Source organism: Leyella stercorea (genome assembly GCF_019052365.1).
Taxonomy (GTDB): domain Bacteria; phylum Bacteroidota; class Bacteroidia; order Bacteroidales; family Bacteroidaceae; genus Prevotella.
This window is the reverse complement of the sequence record NZ_JAHQUY010000065.1, coordinates 1-17120: the sequence shown is the minus strand read 5'-3', so window position 1 is coordinate 17120 and position 17120 is coordinate 1. Positions and strand designations below refer to the sequence as shown.

The 17120-nt window shown below is 50.0% G+C and carries 23 protein-coding genes; 1 reads left to right on the top strand and 22 read right to left on the bottom strand.

Annotated features, from left to right (window positions below; all coding sequences use genetic code 11):
• Positions 1 to 32: 32 nt before the first annotated feature.
• The 13 genes from KTQ90_RS10525 to KTQ90_RS10465 form a co-directional block, all read right to left on the bottom strand.
• Positions 33 to 1943 (bottom strand): carbohydrate binding domain-containing protein, encoded by a 1911-nt coding sequence (locus tag KTQ90_RS10525; protein ID WP_217318390.1) that lies wholly within the window; start codon positions 1941 to 1943, stop codon positions 33 to 35.
• 33 nt (positions 1944 to 1976) lie between these two features.
• Complete coding sequence (locus KTQ90_RS10520) at positions 1977 to 3020, bottom strand: hypothetical protein (protein ID WP_217318389.1); 1044 nt, start codon at positions 3018 to 3020, stop codon at positions 1977 to 1979.
• Positions 3021 to 3074: 54 nt separating this feature from the next.
• Positions 3075 to 4529 (bottom strand): hypothetical protein, encoded by a 1455-nt coding sequence (locus KTQ90_RS10515; protein ID WP_217318388.1) that lies wholly within the window; start codon positions 4527 to 4529, stop codon positions 3075 to 3077.
• 73 nt (positions 4530 to 4602) lie between these two features.
• Complete coding sequence (locus KTQ90_RS10510) at positions 4603 to 5082, bottom strand: hypothetical protein (protein ID WP_217318387.1); 480 nt, start codon at positions 5080 to 5082, stop codon at positions 4603 to 4605.
• Positions 5060 to 5554 (bottom strand): hypothetical protein, encoded by a 495-nt coding sequence (locus tag KTQ90_RS10505; RefSeq protein WP_217318386.1) that lies wholly within the window; start codon positions 5552 to 5554, stop codon positions 5060 to 5062. The genes KTQ90_RS10510 and KTQ90_RS10505 overlap by 23 nt, the downstream gene beginning before the upstream one ends.
• Before the next feature lie 12 nt (positions 5555 to 5566).
• Positions 5567 to 6352 carry a hypothetical protein gene (locus tag KTQ90_RS10500; RefSeq protein ID WP_217318385.1) on the bottom strand — a complete coding sequence of 262 codons (786 nt, stop codon included), beginning with the start codon at positions 6350 to 6352 and terminating at the stop codon, positions 5567 to 5569.
• Positions 6345 to 7178 carry a DUF6712 family protein gene (locus tag KTQ90_RS10495; RefSeq protein WP_217318384.1) on the bottom strand — a complete coding sequence of 278 codons (834 nt, stop codon included), beginning with the start codon at positions 7176 to 7178 and terminating at the stop codon, positions 6345 to 6347. The genes KTQ90_RS10500 and KTQ90_RS10495 overlap by 8 nt, the downstream gene beginning before the upstream one ends.
• A gap of 6 nt (positions 7179 to 7184) precedes the next feature.
• Complete coding sequence (locus tag KTQ90_RS10490; RefSeq protein ID WP_217318383.1) at positions 7185 to 8633, bottom strand: hypothetical protein; 1449 nt, start codon at positions 8631 to 8633, stop codon at positions 7185 to 7187.
• Entirely contained in the window at positions 8630 to 8875 is a 246-nt protein-coding gene (locus tag KTQ90_RS10485) for a hypothetical protein (protein WP_217318382.1), read from the bottom strand. The genes KTQ90_RS10490 and KTQ90_RS10485 overlap by 4 nt, the downstream gene beginning before the upstream one ends.
• Positions 8875 to 9954: a hypothetical protein gene (locus KTQ90_RS10480; RefSeq protein ID WP_217318381.1), complete on the bottom strand. Its 1080-nt coding sequence runs from the start codon at positions 9952 to 9954 to the stop codon at positions 8875 to 8877. Before KTQ90_RS10480 ends, KTQ90_RS10485 begins: the two co-directional genes overlap by 1 nt.
• A 140-nt stretch (positions 9955 to 10094) precedes the next feature.
• Positions 10095 to 10397, bottom strand: coding sequence for a hypothetical protein (locus KTQ90_RS10475; protein WP_217318380.1), 303 nt, complete (start codon positions 10395 to 10397; stop codon positions 10095 to 10097).
• Positions 10398 to 10414: 17 nt separating this feature from the next.
• Positions 10415 to 10624, bottom strand: coding sequence for a hypothetical protein (locus tag KTQ90_RS10470; protein WP_217318379.1), 210 nt, complete (start codon positions 10622 to 10624; stop codon positions 10415 to 10417).
• Positions 10621 to 10905 carry a hypothetical protein gene (locus tag KTQ90_RS10465; RefSeq protein ID WP_217318378.1) on the bottom strand — a complete coding sequence of 95 codons (285 nt, stop codon included), beginning with the start codon at positions 10903 to 10905 and terminating at the stop codon, positions 10621 to 10623. The genes KTQ90_RS10470 and KTQ90_RS10465 overlap by 4 nt, the downstream gene beginning before the upstream one ends.
• Before the next feature lie 454 nt (positions 10906 to 11359).
• Here KTQ90_RS10465 and KTQ90_RS10460 point away from each other — a divergent pair, with 454 nt between their 5' ends.
• Entirely contained in the window at positions 11360 to 11554 is a 195-nt protein-coding gene (locus KTQ90_RS10460; RefSeq protein ID WP_217318377.1) for a hypothetical protein, read from the top strand.
• 269 nt (positions 11555 to 11823) lie between these two features.
• On the opposite strand, the gene KTQ90_RS10455 is transcribed toward KTQ90_RS10460, so the two are convergent.
• The 9 genes from KTQ90_RS10455 to KTQ90_RS10415 form a co-directional block, all read right to left on the bottom strand.
• A complete protein-coding gene (locus tag KTQ90_RS10455; RefSeq protein ID WP_217318376.1) occupies positions 11824 to 12075 on the bottom strand; it encodes a DUF5053 domain-containing protein in 252 nt (83 codons plus the stop codon).
• 99 nt (positions 12076 to 12174) lie between these two features.
• Entirely contained in the window at positions 12175 to 12576 is a 402-nt protein-coding gene (locus tag KTQ90_RS10450) for a hypothetical protein (protein ID WP_217318375.1), read from the bottom strand.
• Between the two features lie 101 nt (positions 12577 to 12677).
• Positions 12678 to 12863, bottom strand: a complete 186-nt coding sequence (locus KTQ90_RS10445) for a type II toxin-antitoxin system HicA family toxin (RefSeq protein WP_217318374.1) — start codon at positions 12861 to 12863, stop codon at positions 12678 to 12680.
• A 248-nt stretch (positions 12864 to 13111) separates the two neighbouring features.
• Positions 13112 to 13519: a hypothetical protein gene (locus KTQ90_RS10440; protein ID WP_217318373.1), complete on the bottom strand. Its 408-nt coding sequence runs from the start codon at positions 13517 to 13519 to the stop codon at positions 13112 to 13114.
• A gap of 136 nt (positions 13520 to 13655) precedes the next feature.
• Complete coding sequence (locus KTQ90_RS10435; protein ID WP_217318372.1) at positions 13656 to 13853, bottom strand: type II toxin-antitoxin system HicA family toxin; 198 nt, start codon at positions 13851 to 13853, stop codon at positions 13656 to 13658.
• A 410-nt stretch (positions 13854 to 14263) separates the two neighbouring features.
• Entirely contained in the window at positions 14264 to 14944 is a 681-nt protein-coding gene (gene radC, locus KTQ90_RS10430) for a RadC family protein (RefSeq protein ID WP_217318371.1), read from the bottom strand.
• A gap of 18 nt (positions 14945 to 14962) precedes the next feature.
• Positions 14963 to 15496 carry a ribonucleotide-diphosphate reductase subunit alpha gene (locus KTQ90_RS10425; RefSeq protein ID WP_217318370.1) on the bottom strand — a complete coding sequence of 178 codons (534 nt, stop codon included), beginning with the start codon at positions 15494 to 15496 and terminating at the stop codon, positions 14963 to 14965.
• Between the two features lie 803 nt (positions 15497 to 16299).
• Complete coding sequence (locus KTQ90_RS10420; RefSeq protein WP_217318369.1) at positions 16300 to 16698, bottom strand: DUF5053 domain-containing protein; 399 nt, start codon at positions 16696 to 16698, stop codon at positions 16300 to 16302.
• Positions 16699 to 16760: 62 nt separating this feature from the next.
• Complete coding sequence (locus tag KTQ90_RS10415) at positions 16761 to 16910, bottom strand: hypothetical protein (RefSeq protein ID WP_217318368.1); 150 nt, start codon at positions 16908 to 16910, stop codon at positions 16761 to 16763.
• Positions 16911 to 17120 lie beyond the last annotated feature (210 nt).

Genomic DNA, 17120 nt, shown 5'->3' with positions numbered 1-17120 from the left:
ATATGTGCAACTTTTTACTCATATTTATCAACTTAAATTAATTCCGCCAACGGGTTGTATTTATGTAAGTTTGCCGATGTTATTCTTGTTAGCTTCTTACACACAAATCCCTTAAACAGACCTTCATTGACATCCAGCTGTCCATTCTCGTTCACGCTCGCCGTCACCTCGCCGCTGTTGTTGCGTATCTCGAACTTATCCGCCGTTGCCGTTATCTTGCCGTTCTCGAGGTCTAAGCCAGTGCGCAGCAGCTTGGCTACAATGCCACTGTCCTCGACATATCCGTTTGTAGACTCTATCCAGTCGGTAGGCGTTGCACCCACCTCCAACTTCGGCATCGTCACCCACGCCTTTCCGCCTTGTATACAACGGATGAGGACATAATTAGGTATGCCAGTGCCATCCGAACGCCAATGTACCCAATAGCGCTTCCACTCGCTTGTGAGATAGAAGCGACGTCCGCCGTCGGCGTTGCTCGTTGTTGTATCGCGCTCGCTGTCCTCGGCGAATATGCTTAGATTAGATCCACTCCACATGAATGCGTCGATGCTGCCACTACCTTTTGCCATAAACGAGAACATATAGTCCTCACCTTTCTTGATGATAGAGCTAACGTTCCACTGCGCCATCTCAATGTATTTGGAAGCAGCGTTGGCATATATTACCGAGCATCCGTTGTTGTACGACTCGTTAGTGACTACCGAGGCATCCAAGCGCATCAGATTGCCGGCTTTGGCGAACGTGCGCGTATTGTCGAGAAGATTGCCACCGATGTAGTTGTAATCATAGGGCGAAGCACTCCAACCTACAAAGTCCTCCGCCGTGCCCTCTATGAGTATAGGGTGGGCGATATACGCCTGTGAGTTTGCGGTGGAGGAATCAGTTTTAAAGCAACTTACAGAAATCCACTCGTAAGGGGCATCCTTTGCAACGGTGAATGTGCGCTGATATAAATGCCAGCCCTCACTCGGAGTGACGGCATCAACACCTAAATTAGCTCTACCATTTGGGCCTGCATAACCCGCAGGGTCAGTTTTGTCTGTGGCTGAACCTTTCCATGTTGCTTCGGCTAAGAAATTCACACTAACAGACTTAGCTCGTGCCCAAAATGATACGGTGTACGTCTTGCCCTTCTCGACATGTATATTACCCAAACCGATACCGCCACTTCGCCATATAGGGCCAGCAACCTTCGCCTCAGGCAGGAATACTACATTAGCTCCTTCGTGTGACGATGTGCAGTATATTTTAGCTCGCACCAAGTCAGGGCCTAAGCCTTGTTTGCGGAAAGCAGAGCCTGTAAGGAGATTGCGTCGCTCGGCAAGAGTGCGGCCCACCTTCAGAGAGATCTCGCGTGCCGACTGCAGGATCTCAGAAGAGTATTGTTGTAGTGCAGAGCTTGTTTGCAGTGGCATACCGTCTACCTTATTCGTCAGTTCTGTGTACTTCGACTCCATCTTCTTCGCATCTGCCTTTAGTCCACCGAAGTACTTAGTATAGTCTAAGTGCCACGTTAGGCGCACGATGAACGTCTTGTCACCCACCACCACCGACACATCGACATAGCCATCGGTGTAGTACATAGTATTGCTACTGGCGTAGTATGTGCGTATGGAGTTGATACGAACCGATGTGCCAGACACACTTGCCGTGCAGTTAACAGGCGTTTTGATAGTAATAGAACTTGCGCTCACGACGGCACCACCCTTGCGGCACACTACTGTAGCATAGCCATAGGTGTTGATGCCGCCCGATGTTGTGCCGGACGGTACTCCGTCATCAGAAGTAGAGATGGTGATAGGTGCACCTTGAAGCTCAACAGTGTAAGCATCAGTGCCAGCAGTTCCCTTATCACCTTTGTCACCCTTATCACCTTTATCGCCCTTGTCGCCATCTTTCACAGCCACAATGGTTATCCAGCCACGTGCAAGTATTGTTGCCATATCTTTTCGTTTTTAGAAATAGGGTGAGGTGCCCTATTTAGACACCTCACAAGTAAATGTACCTCTCACTGCCACATCAGCGTTCGCCACCGTGACATACGGCTTTGTAGAAGCATTCACTGGACTTGATGTGCCGCTCCAGTTTGTTGCTACGCCGTTCGAGTTGTACTTAGTCCACTTGTACTGATATTTGCAGGCGTGAGTGCTGTCAGCCTTAACAGCGGTGCCGTCTTCGACCACCTTGCCATCCTTCCATAGACGTGCGAACAGCTCTGTAGACTGAGCACCATTGACAATTTTGTCGCCAGTGAGTGAGTAAACCTCTACGACATAAGGGTCGCTGGCATCGAAGAATGTGACAATGGCGTTAGCAGTATCAGCACCATCCTTCACCGTGCAGCGGAATGTCTGGAAGTTCAGCACATCGTCGGCATTCACATTCAGCGTGCTCACACCACCCGATGTAGTGACGTTGCCAGCAGCTACTGCACCCCAGGTGCCAGCACTAATATTGAGCACCTCCCACGTCATGCTTGTCATTGTAGTGTCTTGCACAGAGCCGCGGAAGAATTTAGCCACAGCACGCAATGGCTTGGAGTTGTTGGTAGAGTCGAAGGTGTTGCCGTCAGGAGTCTCTATCTGCACCGTCTGTAAAGCACCACCCGACTTCGCAAGGCTGATAGTCAGATAACCTCTGCACTCCGTGGTAGCTTTAGTCTCGGGGTCGGTATATGTACATGCCCACTCGATATTCTTCACGCTGCCATTCTTCGCAATGTTGCTGACGATGTTGAGCTGATACGACTTGCCGCTCACTGGTGTTGCTGCTGCGCCATCTACAGTCCACTTCCATTTGGTACAAGCCGCTGTTGGAGCTTGGTCGGTCGAGCTACCCGTCACATACACACGAGCTGTGATGACGTTAGGTGCACTCGTTGTGTAACTCGGAGCGTACACATCAGTATCAGGCGTGAAAATCTGAGTCTGACCCTGCGAAGCTTGCGTGAAACACTGAACGGCTTTGCCGTCGTTAAGGTCAACGATCGTGATTTGACCATTCGCTAATACTTTTGCCATAATTTCTTGTTTGTTTAAATTAATAATATCTATATAAATAGTTAAAAATGAAATCTAAATTAAAACCTCACATTCAAACTGCGCCTGCCTTACGACATCATCACTACTTACAACGCAGACTCTACCGATACCCTCATGCAGAGTATTCCACGTTGTATCATCTACCGTATCTGCCGATTGTCTTCGCCACGACCACGCGCTATTGCTTATGGTGTCGCTTATGTCCTCGCCGTTGCGTAACAGCTTAGCTTCGAGAGTCAACTGCCCGGTGCCGTTAATCATCACCGTGCCCGAACTACTCGTTATCACTATTTGGTACGCCAAGCCATCCTCGCCAGGATCTCCCTTCTCGCCCTTCTCACCTTCGATTTGCTTCAGCCAGTCCGCCGAGCCGTTCACCGGCTCAGCTGCAGTACCGTTCTCGTTAGTGCAGAGCCACACAGCGTTGTTGTGGTTTACCTGGTCGTAATAGTCGTAAGTAATGCCACGCTGCCATTCGCCGCGGTAGTTCACCATGTGTATAGTCTGGCCAGATGACGATATCCACTCGAACGACGTAGATGTTATGCGCGAGCCATTCGGCGACAGACAGAACACCTCTCTGCCATCATGCGTGTAGCTATTGACACCCTTGTAAGCAACGATGCGTGGCGTGTCAGGTCCAGTAGTCTCTAACATAAGCACCCCTTGACGATCCATCTTTGCAGGGTCTTGGCAGCCGTCAAGCACAATGGTATCTCCTGCAGTTGGCTCATCGCTACCCTCCGCGCAGTTACCTTTGGCGAGCACTATCCAATTAAACAACTTGCCATCATAGAGCACATCCCCCATACCATTAGTCACCACTTCAGCCTCAGTGCTCACCTCTGTTACAATGCGCCAGTAGAGGTGGTTCTGTTTGCCCTCGTACACACCAGGCTTAATGTCGAAAGTCTGGCAGCGTGCTTGGTCGCCAATCTTCCAATAGTTCTGCGTAGCCGTTGTGCCGTCGTCTGCGAGTAAGAAACACTTCCACCCGGTGAGGTTGCGTTGAAGGTCATAGATAGCTTGCACAGCCACAATCTTGCTACCAGCACCACTGAGGTAGATATTGCCACCAACGTATGAGAGCTTGCGCACCTCCAGCTCGTTAAAAATGGCTTTACCCCACACCATAAGGTCAGTGATGTCAAGGCGATACTTGCCGTCGCCGCGGTCTACCAAGCCGAAGCCCGACTGCGATTCGGTGCTGTAAAGCATCGATGTGAGCTTGCTCAGTATTGCTGATCCATCTTGAGCCATGCCGTGTGTACCAGAACCTACAGATAGTCCGCGCAAGAAGCGTATATGCCCCTCTGCCTTGTCGTCAATGTCACGTCGCAGGAAACGGCTTAGGTCCAGCTTCTGCTCAACAACCTGCAACAGCCCCAGCAGCGCATTGCCGATGCGTTGTGCGGTGTTAGCATGAGTAGCACGCTCATCGCGTATCTGCTCCAAGTCTTTGCGTAGGCTATCGTTATTTGTTGACATATTACTCTGATGTTATTTTTATGATACAAAGATAAGGCGATGGAGGCGAGAATAAAAAAACGAGAAACGAACACTACAGCTGCGCTACCGCGCGGTCGATGGTGCTTGACCCACCAGTGAAGAGCTGACGTAGGAATGATGACACGAGACCATTGTATGTAGTGCCGTAGTAAGCAGCCTCGAACTCGTTGAGACGGTGTAGCGAGTACATGTACTTCTTTGAGAACCAGTCGCGTTTCTGTCGGTGGTGTGGGTTCGACTTCCAGTCCTTCAGGAATGTCAGGTCGCCACCGTTGTTATGGCGGTAGCCGTTGCCGACACCACGCGCCACATAGATGCCATACTCCAAAAAACGGTGCTCTATCGATGTCACCGGGCCTGGATGTATGACACCCTGCACGGAGCGCGACAAAGCACCGGTATCGTAAACTGGTGGCGCGAACTGCATCATACGCTCGCGCCACATCTTAACCATAAACTCGCTCCAACCCTCAAGCCACTTCTGGTGCTCGGCGTCGGTCATGTTCGGTTTAAGTCCAGTCTGACTGCTCATAGCTAATGTCTATAGGTTGTTCGTTCTGCACCATGAAGTAGAGTCCCGTCACGCCATTCATGGCGTAGCGACCGAGCTCAGTAGAGTAGATGTTGTTCAGCTGCAAGTATGTCAGACGCTCGTCGCCGAGTCCGTCGCGATCGTGCAGCAGTCGGGAATGAAACTGTCGGAACAACTGGCGGCAGAGGTTCAACTTCTGCTCGCGCTCCGCCATGTCGTCGTAGCGGTAGTGAGCTACGATGAAGACGGTGTAGACATCGCGTCGGAAATAGCCCACACCGTTGCTGAAGGTCTGCTGCGATGTGGTGTCGTCGACCATGATGAAGTTCTTGTGCTTGCGGAACGAGTCCATAACACCTTGTATCGAGTCGGGACCAGAGCAAAGGCATGGGTGGAAGTCGTGCTCGGTAGCGAGACGGTTGCTCTTCGCGAGTTGAGTGAAGTAGTCGAGAGCCGGAAATAAGTCTTTCATATATCACGTGTATTAACTTGTTAGCTTAGGATATTTGCGTTTGAACTCCTCTGCCTCACGCGCTTTTGCTTCGAGCTCAGTAAGAGCACGCCAGCAGTCTGTCTGCTTTACAAGTGTCTCCTTTGTCACGTCGCCGTCGGTGAGAGCACGCAGCTGCACATTGAACGACTGCAGCATCGATAGCTCGGATATGTCGTCGTCGCTCTCCGTTCTGCGGAAGAAGTGTGGGAAGGCGTGCGACATGACGACCTTCACGTGCGCAAACCATGCGAGCGTGGCAAGGCGCTCCGCAGGTGTCAGTGTCAGTTCTGCTGGTCGCGAGAAGTCGGGATTGCGGTAGAGGAAAGAGGCGAGCACATCGATAGCGTCATCATTGCCAGTAGAGTGAAAGCGTTGGTAGTACTTCTCCATGCAGAGGTACTCCTCGAAGGTTATGATGCGATGGTGCTCGGTGTCCTCCTGCAGCAATGGATGGACAGCTTCGAGCCCCTGGACAACATCCAACCTATTATCCATTTGCTCTATGCTGTCCACCCAAGCGAGCTGCTCCAGGAACGAGCGTATCTGCCATAGCTGCAGATAGAACACTCGTTTGCGCTTCTCACCCTCGGGCTGGTAGACACACTGCCATCCGAAGCGGTTCTTCTTGATGACGTTGATACCAGTGAAGCGCACGAACATATATGTCTTCACCATCACCTTGTCGGCGAAGGTGGAAAGCAGAAAGAAGGTGTAGCGTAGCTGCTCTTGTGTCAGCTCGCTCCACGACTTGGGGCATGTGAGTTCTATTTTATCCATTGAAGAGAAATGCAGAAGATTCTTTTTTGTTGCTGAACGTCAGCATGTGTGCCGAGCTGTACGCCGTAGTAGTGGGGTAAATGCAGAATGTCTCCGGACTGCCCTCAACGAGACGCTCCATGCGTCGGAAGAGAGCGGAGTGCAGTGCTCCGTCACCGTCGGCAGCCCAGAGGTCAACAAAGTCGCGCGCCAGCTGAACGAAGCCTCCGTACTCTGCCATGTCCTTTTTGTCTTTGCATCGATAAGCCTTCAGCACAGCGTCTATCTGCTCGTCGGAGAAGCGCACGCGCAGCTGCTCCTCTGCCTCGCTGATAGCACGTTGCATAGCCTCCCAGTCCTTGTACGATCGGCTTGGGATGCCTTGTGCAAAGAAGAAGTAGTGCTCCGTGTATATGTGGCGCACGAAGTTCTGCGCCTGCTCTGTCACACCCCACTCCTCAGAGCGCAGCTGCTGTACCACCATAGCACGCGCACGGCACTGTGCAGTGCGCAGCTGGGCCTCAAGGGCATCAACACGCTGCTTCGAAGCCGGCGATATAGTGTCGTTCGACACTATGCCGAAGCCTGTAGAAGTGAGCACGAGGTCGAGCTGTCTGAACACCGAGAGGAAGGCATCTACGCACACCAACATCTTAAAGTAGTACTTTAACGGTTCGCTCTCGTCGGTCGACTCAACTCGCTGAGCACCAGGGTCGCCGAGCAGCATGTCATAGTAATTGTTAAGCCCTGCCTCTATAGCCGGATAAACAGCGGCAAACACCTCCTCGTTCGCCGAAGCGCCCACGGGAAGCGAGCGTTCAAAATCTTCTTTGAATATCGTTATCATATATACCTACTCCTTTTCGTTGTTACTATTGCCCGTCACTTTCTTCGCGTCGCGCTTCTCGTCAAGCGTCGTCAGTACGATCATCGGCACATCCACCGTCGCACGATCATGCCAGCCGTTGTAGTGCAGAATCACGTGGTAAGGCTTGCACATCACGTCGTGGCAAGGCTTCTCGATAGCCTGCTTCAGCGTGAAGAGTTCGCGCTTGTCGGAGCCCGAGTTGTTCATCTGGCTCTTGCCGGGCGTAGCGCCCACCAGGTTCGGGTGAATGCCGAAGGCGAAGCAAAGAGCGTTCGAGGCCTCCGACATATCGTCGCTCCAGTTGCCGCCCTCCTTCTTCGAGGCATCGTTGAGCGGTACGATGCGCACCATGCGGTTCTCCTTGCCGTTGGGGTCTACGTAGTAGCCGCTGATCATCGCCTTGCCGGCGTTCTCGATGCCCGTCACGAAGTCGATGATGTTCTGTTTCTCCTGCTCCTTGCGCTCTCGGCGCTTCTGCTCGTCAGAGATCATCTCGTTGTCGCACACGTTATCCCAGTAGTCGTCGTGCACCTCAATCTGCACCCTTGGAGCCGACGTGTTCTTTATCATGTAGCGTTTGCCGATGCCTATCAGACGATAGATGTCGAACCACGTGTCGCGGAATATCGACGAGTAGTAAGGCACTGGGTATGTCTGCGTGCCCGGCGTTGCCATACGGCTCACGATGGCGAATTTGCGGTCTTTTGTAGGCTTGCGTCGCAGACCCGTCTGTGGGTCGGGTTCGGCACCCATGCGCACCAGGAGGTCGCCTAATGGGTCCCAGTAGTCGAGTAGAGGAATTGCCTCTATCTTCGACTCGTCGAGGAAGCCCAAGCGCCAGTCGCCATAGAACACGTGCTCCGGCTTGCCACTATGGGTGCTCGATGCAGCTTCGAAGCGACAGTAGGAGGCATCCTTGTTGCGCACCGTCACGATACGCTCGCCGTCGCGCGAGAGGATGACCACCGTCACCGAGAACGAGTAGAACTTCATATCCGTAGCCTGCTCAAGGAATACCTCCTGGAGTGAGTTGCGTAGGCAGAACTGCAGTATGTCAGGATCTGAGACATCTTGCTTTGTCTTGCGGTCGACGAAGCGCACGCCCTGACCATAGCATGACACGATATTGAACTGCTGGCACTGCGCCGTAATCATATTGGACATTATCTCGTGGCGTAGACGATAAGGCAGCTGGTCGTCGTAGCCCCACTGCACGTACTTATACTGCTTGCCGCCGACGGTGATGGGGCGCACGAGATTACTGCCAGGCAATCGATCATCGTCGAAGATGGTGTTCGAGTCGGAGCCATACTCGGAAGTCACGGAGTTGCTCTGCCCTGCAGAGCCTATGCCCGACGGAGCTATGCGATAGCGGCGGAAGCCTTCGGCATCAGGCTGCGCCGATGTTGGCAGAAGAGTGTTGCTATTGGTCATAAGTAAACACGTTTGTTATTGATTTGTATAATAAAAATCTGTGGCAATGCACGTATGGCACGGTTGCGAGGGTTGCGCAGGCGCACATAGCCACCTCGCCAGTTGACGTGGTGCACCAGCCACCCCTTGTAGTGCAGCATCTCGCCGGTGCCACCCTCCCACGCATGGATGTCGACGAGTGAGCGGTGCTGATAAGCCTGATCGAGCAGGCGCAGCATGTCAGCAAAGTGTATGGCGCCCATCATTCAAAGGTATTGTCGAAGGTATTGTCAAAGATGCGTCCGGAGCGCAGCGTGTCGAACACGTTGTGGTTGCGCTGAGCATACTGGTAGCTGAAGGTGAATCGTGGCATCGACTCGTCGTTGTTGTTGTACTCCGACTTTGAGTCGGTGACAATGACCTCTTTGCCTACATTTGGGTGTCCGTCCTTGAAGTTCACCACATGTATGCTCTTAGATCGGAAGAGCTCGTCAGCCCAATTCGCCATTGCGAACGTGAGGAAGCCCGTGTCAGCCTTGAAGGTGCGTGTCTCGGCTATCTCGTAGTTGCGGTTATACTTGCCGATGTAGCCCTGGCTACGCTTATAGGTAGGTGCCACGGTGTGTGTACCCGTGCAGTAGAGCAGCTCGTCGCAACCGAAAGAGTTCTCGAAAACCAGAATGGGAGCGCAGTCAGGTTCGTCTAAATCGATAGAGAACCGGAACTTGCGCTGCCCAGCCTGGACCCCAAAACCTAATAAACAACTATCAGTATCGCTAACGAACTTGCTCGGAGTGACATCAATCGTAGTATAGCGACTATTGCCACCAACTGGTGAAAGCGAGAACTCCTTTGTAGTGCCATCGTCATAGTCGGCGACGACAGAGGCACTGTCCGTGCCGATGTAGTGTAGGTACTCCAAGCGGTTCAGAGCAGTCTGCTTCTCGCCATCTAACATCGTTAGAAAATGTGTGTTGATAAAGTCGGTAGCAGGAGTGTTGATATCTGCCTCGCAGTATATGATCTTTGACGAGATGGTGGCAGTACCGCCATCATCTTCACGAACGTCGTCATCTTCTTCGATCTTGATGGTGAGGTTGATGCTCAAGTTCTGGCGAGCATACGGAGTGAGCAGGCGGTCGAGCTCTGCGAGTGTTATCTTGCCGTCGACTGGGAAGAAACGTTCTGAGAATATCTCCTTGCCGTCGATGGTAATGGTGACGGTGGTGCCTATTCGGCTGGCGTCGTCGATGTCGCCACTGGAGGGAGTGAACGAATATATCACGTCGGGGATGCACGACGAGAAACATGTTGCGGGTAGCGACTGAAGAAGAGTGATCATAAATGCTTGTTATTGGTTTGCAACGGCAAAGATATAACAAGCTCGCGACACGTAAGAATACAAAAACGGCGCACCCTATTCACATAGAATGCGCCGCAAGCGAAAAATGTAAAAAAATGTTTTTATCTTATGGCTCTATTTTATAGCATGTAGTGCATATCGCGCCAGAGCTCCCACCGTAGCGTACCGTCCTCAGCGGTCTTCAGTTCGTAGCCTTCGCCCTGTAGGTATAGCACTATATCCATTGGGTGTATTGGCATGATGCTGTGCAGCTCGTCGGCTATCTCCTCCGTTGTCTTATACTCCGCCGTGTACTCCTCGCCAAGCTGAGATTTGCCAGGCTCCGGTGATCGCGAAGCAAGGTAAGCATCCATAACGGTAATGATAGCTTCAGCGCGGCGTACTTCGTTCTCGTCTCTATCTGTTCTGTTTGTTGTCTCCATAACATTCTCCTTTCTGCTTATTGTGCTTTAAAAACTTCGTTTAGCTGTCGGCGCAGCTCGTTAAGGTTGCGCATAAGGTCGACCACCTCGCCCAGCTCTGCCGTGTCGCTAATCTCCGCCGTCTCCTCGAGCAGGCGGTCAGTGGTGTCGCGGAGCAGAACTATCTTGTGCGCTAAGTTATCCTTGTCGAGCAATACTCGTACGGGATTACAATCTATTGTTATCATGCTTCGCCTCCTTTCTCCTCCTGGTTTAACTTGTAGACGTTGTAGCCCGAGAGGACTACACAGCAGAGGGCGGTGAGGATGCTGCTCTCTGCGCTGACGTCACCTGAGCCGAGAGACAGAAGCGCAGCGTGGACGCGCAGAACCTCGCGGCGTGTCACCTCGAACTCGCAGATTGTGGTGTAAAACTTGCTCTTTCCGTTGAGCCACGCCTTAACGGAGGCGGTGCTGATGCTAAACGGGCGCAGTTGAGCTGTGCGCTGGATAGATGCAGATGTTTGCATAATATAGGATGTTGTAGCCTTATTACCGGAGAACCGCTCCGGCGCGGGTTGACGTAGGGGTACGAAAAAAGCGGCTCGCACTTCCTCGTCTGCTACAACATCCATGCTCTCCGCCACAAAGGGCTAAAAAACACGTGGAAGGCGAACCGCCGTATTCTGTCTCTGGCATCTCCACATCATGCGGAGTGCTCCGCATGAACAAAGGGCGAAATACCCTCGTATCGATGCGGCAGATTATGGGCAAAAAAATAAGCCCACAACGTTTAGAAAAAGTTGGTTGGGCTTGAACATATCGTCTCGCCCTTTGTTCATGCGGAGTGCTCCGCATGGATATCGTAGCGATGGCAAAGGTAGAGATAAAAATCTGAACGTGCAAGGAATTTGCGAGGATTTTTTTGAAAAAAGTTTGAGGATTGGGGGAAAAACAGTATTTTTGCATCAAAGACATTATTATATGGAGACAGAACAATACATCAGAGACCTGCAGCGCAGAGTAAGACAACTTGAGCACTCGCACAACGTATGGACCACGGTCGTGACAGCAATAGCCGTAACAATGGCATTCTGCGCCATCACATCCACATACACAGAGCACAAGCTACGGCAGCAGGTTAAAGCCTGTAGTAATATGGTCGAAAATATCAAATAGACTGGCAATCGTGGCAATGGCGCCAGCAGTCACTACCAACAGCCATTTTATCCTTTGCCAAACTCTGCGACGGTGTTCCTTGCGCCTACGCTTCATAAAATCCTTATAATGTTTTAGCTTCTCATCGTCAGACATAGGATAAACAATATCATATATACTATCTGTAGGTATATACATTTTACGCTTGTGATCTAATAAGCCCATAATATTTTATAAATTTAAAAGCCCCGGAACCGAAGCTCCGAGGCTGGTGTCAAAATAATAAGTTATTACAACTTGTCAGCCGTCATTCTCAGACGGTTTGCTATATCCACAAGCGCACCCTTGAGACGCTCGCGATCGATGTCGCTGAAGTCGTCGGGCTTGCCGTTGTTGCGTCCGCTGAACTTATGATAAAGCCAGCTGCGGGATTTTCCGAAATAGTTCTGTGCGAGATAAGCCCAATTAATGTCCTCGTACACGTCATTGAGTTCCTGACGCACTGTTGTCTGCTGATTTTCTTCTTTATCTGTGTACTTCATAACTTAATTATTTTTACAAAAGCCCTCGATGCGTCACGCACCGAGGGCTCCCAAATAGTTCTTTTCATGTATTTTATTTTCATGTATCATGAAACAAAATCAATATAAAACTGCTTGTTGCATCTTGTCGGCAAGACTCTTGAGCCCTGTGATAATTTGCTTCTTGCGCTCTACGCTTGGCTTGCGCGTGCCAATGACATATTGGCGAATGACGGAAGGATTAAGACCAATCTCTCGAGCTACTCCTGCAATGTTAACAAAGTCGTAGTAGCTGAAAAGTGAGCCGACATCAAATCGATACTCAATCTCGAGTGTAGGAACCTCTTCGCCTTCCTCTCTCAGGTATTCTGTAGTTTCATTCCACCCTCTAAGCATATCCTCAATGGCTGCTTTTGCTGAAGAGCCACAGCCGAGAACTGTGCCATTTATGGGTTTTACCGTCAACAAGCAAGAATAATTCTTCTCGCCTGGTGCTCTTTCTACATTGGCTATAACTTTCATATTGTATATATTTAACTCATTTTGTCTACAAAATAAGTTCTTTCACCCGTTACCCATTCAGATAAGGAAGCCGCCCAGAACTTGCCGGGCAGCCATCCTTTTTAGTAAATAGAGAGGGCTTCAAAAATAGACTTTGCTGTCTTTGTTTTGATTTCCCTGCTTCCGTGCCTTGGAACTGTTGTAAAGTCTCCGGTTTTAGGATTAACCCAAACATCATGCGAGGCACCATGCCGCTTGATAAAGCATCCTGCTTTTATCAAAGCTCTAATTAATTCTGAATGTTTCATGATTTGAAAGAACTATTTGTCTTGTTTTATTAAGACAATGCAAAGTTAACAAAAAAGTTATCAATCTCCAAATTTTTAGCTAACTTTTTTGTTACTTTTATAAATAGTTTGCAGATTTGCGTAAATAAAAAGCCCTCGATGCGTCACGCACCGAGGGCTCCAATAAGCTCTTTAATATAATGAATGCTGCGAATTAGAAACTTGCAGCAGCCATGGTGCCGCTTGGTCGGGCGGCGGTGTTGAATTTATTAAACAGTGACCATTTCAATATCCTTGGCAAGTCGGCGCAATCCCGACTTTATTTTCTCCACCTGCTGATGGCGCGGCTTCGACAAGCCGCTCGCATAGTGTGAGAGCTGCTTCTGGTTGATGCCCGTTATTGACTGAAGAGCGGCAAACGAGAATATGCCACGATAGTAGTCGAGCAACGTAGCCACATCAAAATCGTAGACGAGCCTATACTCACCGTCAAACACCTCCGGGTATGCATCACCGTCTTTACGTCTGCCTTCGAGCCAGAAGTCAACACTCTCCTGGACATACTCCTTAAAGCCCTCAAGGTCGCCATCGTAGGCAACGACCCAACCCGGCAGTAAGTCGCAAGCACAACAGTAGCCGTCAGCAGTACGGGCAGCTTTAATCACAACATCGTTCATAATATATTGTTTTATATGTTAATCTTAAAATAGGTGGCAGCCACGACCGCCACCTTTCTTTGTCGAATATCAAAACAAGCGTCTGCTTCGAATGTGTGTGGGGGAAGGGGCGGAGCTTCAGCTCCACCCCAGTTTGTCAGAACCTAAGCCCCGATTGCCGTTCAATACTACTGAGGAGCCATCCGCAGATAGATGTTGAAGGCTTGCCGTTGACAGTTACAACACCCTTTTTTGTAGGATGTTTAAACTCTCTGTGGTCCCCGTTGTAACGGTCTAAGTACCAACCGTCGTCAGTCAAGATTCTCAGAATCTTAGAAACTTTTACATTTTTCATAGATCGCTTGTTTAATAATTCAACACTGCAAAGGTAGTAATTTTACTACGAATAACCAAACAAAACAATAACTATTTTACTACGAAATGTAAAATGCCGCCGACGCGTCACGCGCCAGCGGCAAGGATAAACGTGAAAAAATAACTGAATCAATTAAAACTAAACAACATTAGTATCCCCTAATTAAAAACCTGCAGCAAAGATACGCAGACAGATCTGAACTTAAAAAGACAACAAAAAGCCTCCGACGACGGCTTTTTACCTCTTTGGGACCCGCCGCAAAAATGCTGCAGGCGTTTTTGCGGCGGGCGGAAGGGCGGTGGGTGGGAAGAGAAGCAACCATTTTGTTGAGCTCAACGAAATGGTTGCGACCACACCGACCTCGATGCGTGAGGTCGGTGCGATGCGGTCTATAGCTTGCCCTCCTCCGAATAGCTGTAGTATGTGCTATCCGTCACGACGACGTGGTCTATAAGATAGAGCCGCATTGTAGAGCACGCCTGCTTTAGCGTCGCCGTGATGCGGTCGTCGTCGCGGCTCGGGCATGGGTTGCCGCTGGGGTGGTTGTGTATCAGGGTGAGCGTGGTGGCGTTGTTGACGAGAGCCTCGCGCAATATGACGCGCACGTCTACGGCTGTCTCGGTGAGTCCGCCGCTTGATAGTTTCACGGCTTTAATCAGCTTGAAATTATTGTTCATGAGCAGCACGTGCGCCTCTTCGTGGTCTGCCGTGCCCACTATCGGGCGGAAGTATCGCCAAACGTCTTCGGCGGTTCTGAAGCTCGGGCGGTCGGCTGCTGCTTCGCGCTCGATGCGCTTAGCGAGTTCGAACGCTGCTTGTAGTGTCATTGCTTTCTTGGGGTCTACGCCCTGCACTACTTGTAGCTCTTCGGCGCGTCGGGTGGCGATGTCGCGAAGACTGCCGCCGCAAATGTTCACTATCTGGCGAGCCTGCTGCATGGCTGCGTGCGTGCTTTTGCCTTGCCCTATTATTAGGCTTATGAGTTCAACGCTGTTGAGCGAGTCGAAACCGCTATTATATACTTTGTAGTCGGGGCGTTCTTCGCGAACGAGTTCTGAAAAATTGTTCATATTGTTTAGCTTTAATGGTTATAAATTGCGAATAAGTTTGGTGCGTGCGAGGAACAAGCCGCCGATGACGTTAGCATCTACAGCTGCGAGTTCTTCGGCGAACTCCTCCGCCGTGGCTTCTGTAGTAATGAGGTCGTCGAAGAGTATCACGTTCTTGCCTGCGAAGAAGTCGGGGTCGGTGCTCACGTGGTAGCCATACGACTCGCTGACGATGTGCGCGGCGTTGTTGTGCTTCGCTTCGCGTATGCCGAAGATATTCACGTGTGCCGTGCCGTTCTGTATGCCGGTGCGCTTGCTTACCTCCTCAGCGAAACGCTTAAAGCGGCGGTTATACTTGGCACTTGTAGCCGCAGGAATACACACGAGCACATAGTCTTGATTGCTTGCGCCGTACCATTTATTAAGGCACTCGCTTACGATGTTGATGGCGAAGTCTACCGCATGGCGGTCGCCACGCTTGAACGAATAAATAAAACGTCTTACGCGCTCGGTATGTGCGTCGTTGGCGGTGTAACGCTTGGGCAAATAGCTGTAGAAAGTGGCTGTTTTCATTTTTTGTCCTCCTTAAATTTATTCTCAGAGGCGAGAAGAGAGCTTTTTACACATCTCATCTGTAGCCCGTTTGAGAGTTTTTTTTTATTCACGTCGGGTCGAATTTCGCTTTTTACGCCGCAAAAAGACGGTGGAAGCAAGGCGAGAGGACAAGCAAAAGGGATTGAAATTTTATGGAAAACCGAGTTTTTTAAGGAAGCCGTAGGAAGAAAAGTCGGAAGGCTGCTGTAAAATTTCCGTCACTTTAGAGCATCGGTGCTTGGGTGGCAGCCGTCCGCCGTAAATTCGCGAAGTAAAAACGACACTCTACCCGATGTACAATAATCTTCTAAAATGCTCTCGAACGGAACAGCGCAAGATGTAAGAAATAGCATTCTCTACCAGAGAATACCACTCGAAAACTTGTTTTCGCAAGCGTTTTTGCTTCTTTTCCGCAATAAAAAGAAGCCCAGAATAGAGAAATGAGCGCGTTTTCGCGTACCTTTTCCATACCTGCAAAATCGTAATGCTTAAAAATCAACGAGTTAAGCATTACGATTTTGCAGAGTGCAAGACTTTCTGTCTATGCAGCACTACACCGCCCTGCGCCGAGTTGGCAATTGCCGCCCTCGCCTTTAGCGGAATATGCAGAAGGTTGTGCCGAGTATGTGATTTTGGCTTGTGGATTTAGCGCCCATCGTGAAAGACAGCACCACATCGAGGACGCTCATCAGCGGTAAGGCGAGACGGTGCGAGGTTGGCAATTGCCAACAAAAAAGCCCCGAAGCCGTGAGGCTCCGAGGCTGGTGTGCATAAAACTTTCGCTATAAAGCAATGCTCATATAGTTCAGTTTGTTAGACATATCGTTGAGGGCAAAGCGTAAGGTCTTTAGTTCTTCTTCTGTAAACTGAGACGGTTTGCCGTTAACGATGTTGCCGTTGAGCTTGTGGGCAAGCCATGAGCGCGACTTCTTGAAGTAGGTTTTGGCTATGTACGCCATAGACACCATGTCGGTAATCTCGCCAAGACGCTCAGCCATGCGCTGCACCTGCACGTCTTCTGCTGTGTCCTTGATGAGAGACTCCAGAGCTTCGGTGAAAGCCTGCTCGTTCTCATTTTTTAAAGCGTCCATCTCTGCCGCTACCGCTGCACGCTCCTCATCGGTCGTTGCCAAGCGATTGCGCTCAGCAAGAGCCTTAATCTTATTCTTAAAATCTGTCATAATATATTTTGTTTGAACTATTTTTAAAAACTCCCCCTCCCATTTAAGGGAGAGGAGTCTTTTCAGTCATTCTTGATGTCATCTTCAAGTTGTTCGATTTCTTTCTGTGCTATCTTTTTAAAAGTATTGGGGAACTTTTTCCAATACTCAAGATAGAAAAGCAAATCGTTTTCTTTGTTCTTAAGTTCCTTCGATTTTTTTAATTTCTTCATAGGCGATAAGTTTTTTATCACAATGCAAAGGTAATAAACTTTTGTTGATTGCACAAGAAAAACGCCAATTATTTTCAACAAAAGTTTAATACAAATAAAAAACCGCCGACGCATCACGCGCCAGCGGTGTAAAGTATAAACAAAAAATAAATGAGAACACTACTGTCCCGTTAAAGTGGACTAATCGCTCTTTGAATTAATTGAAATACA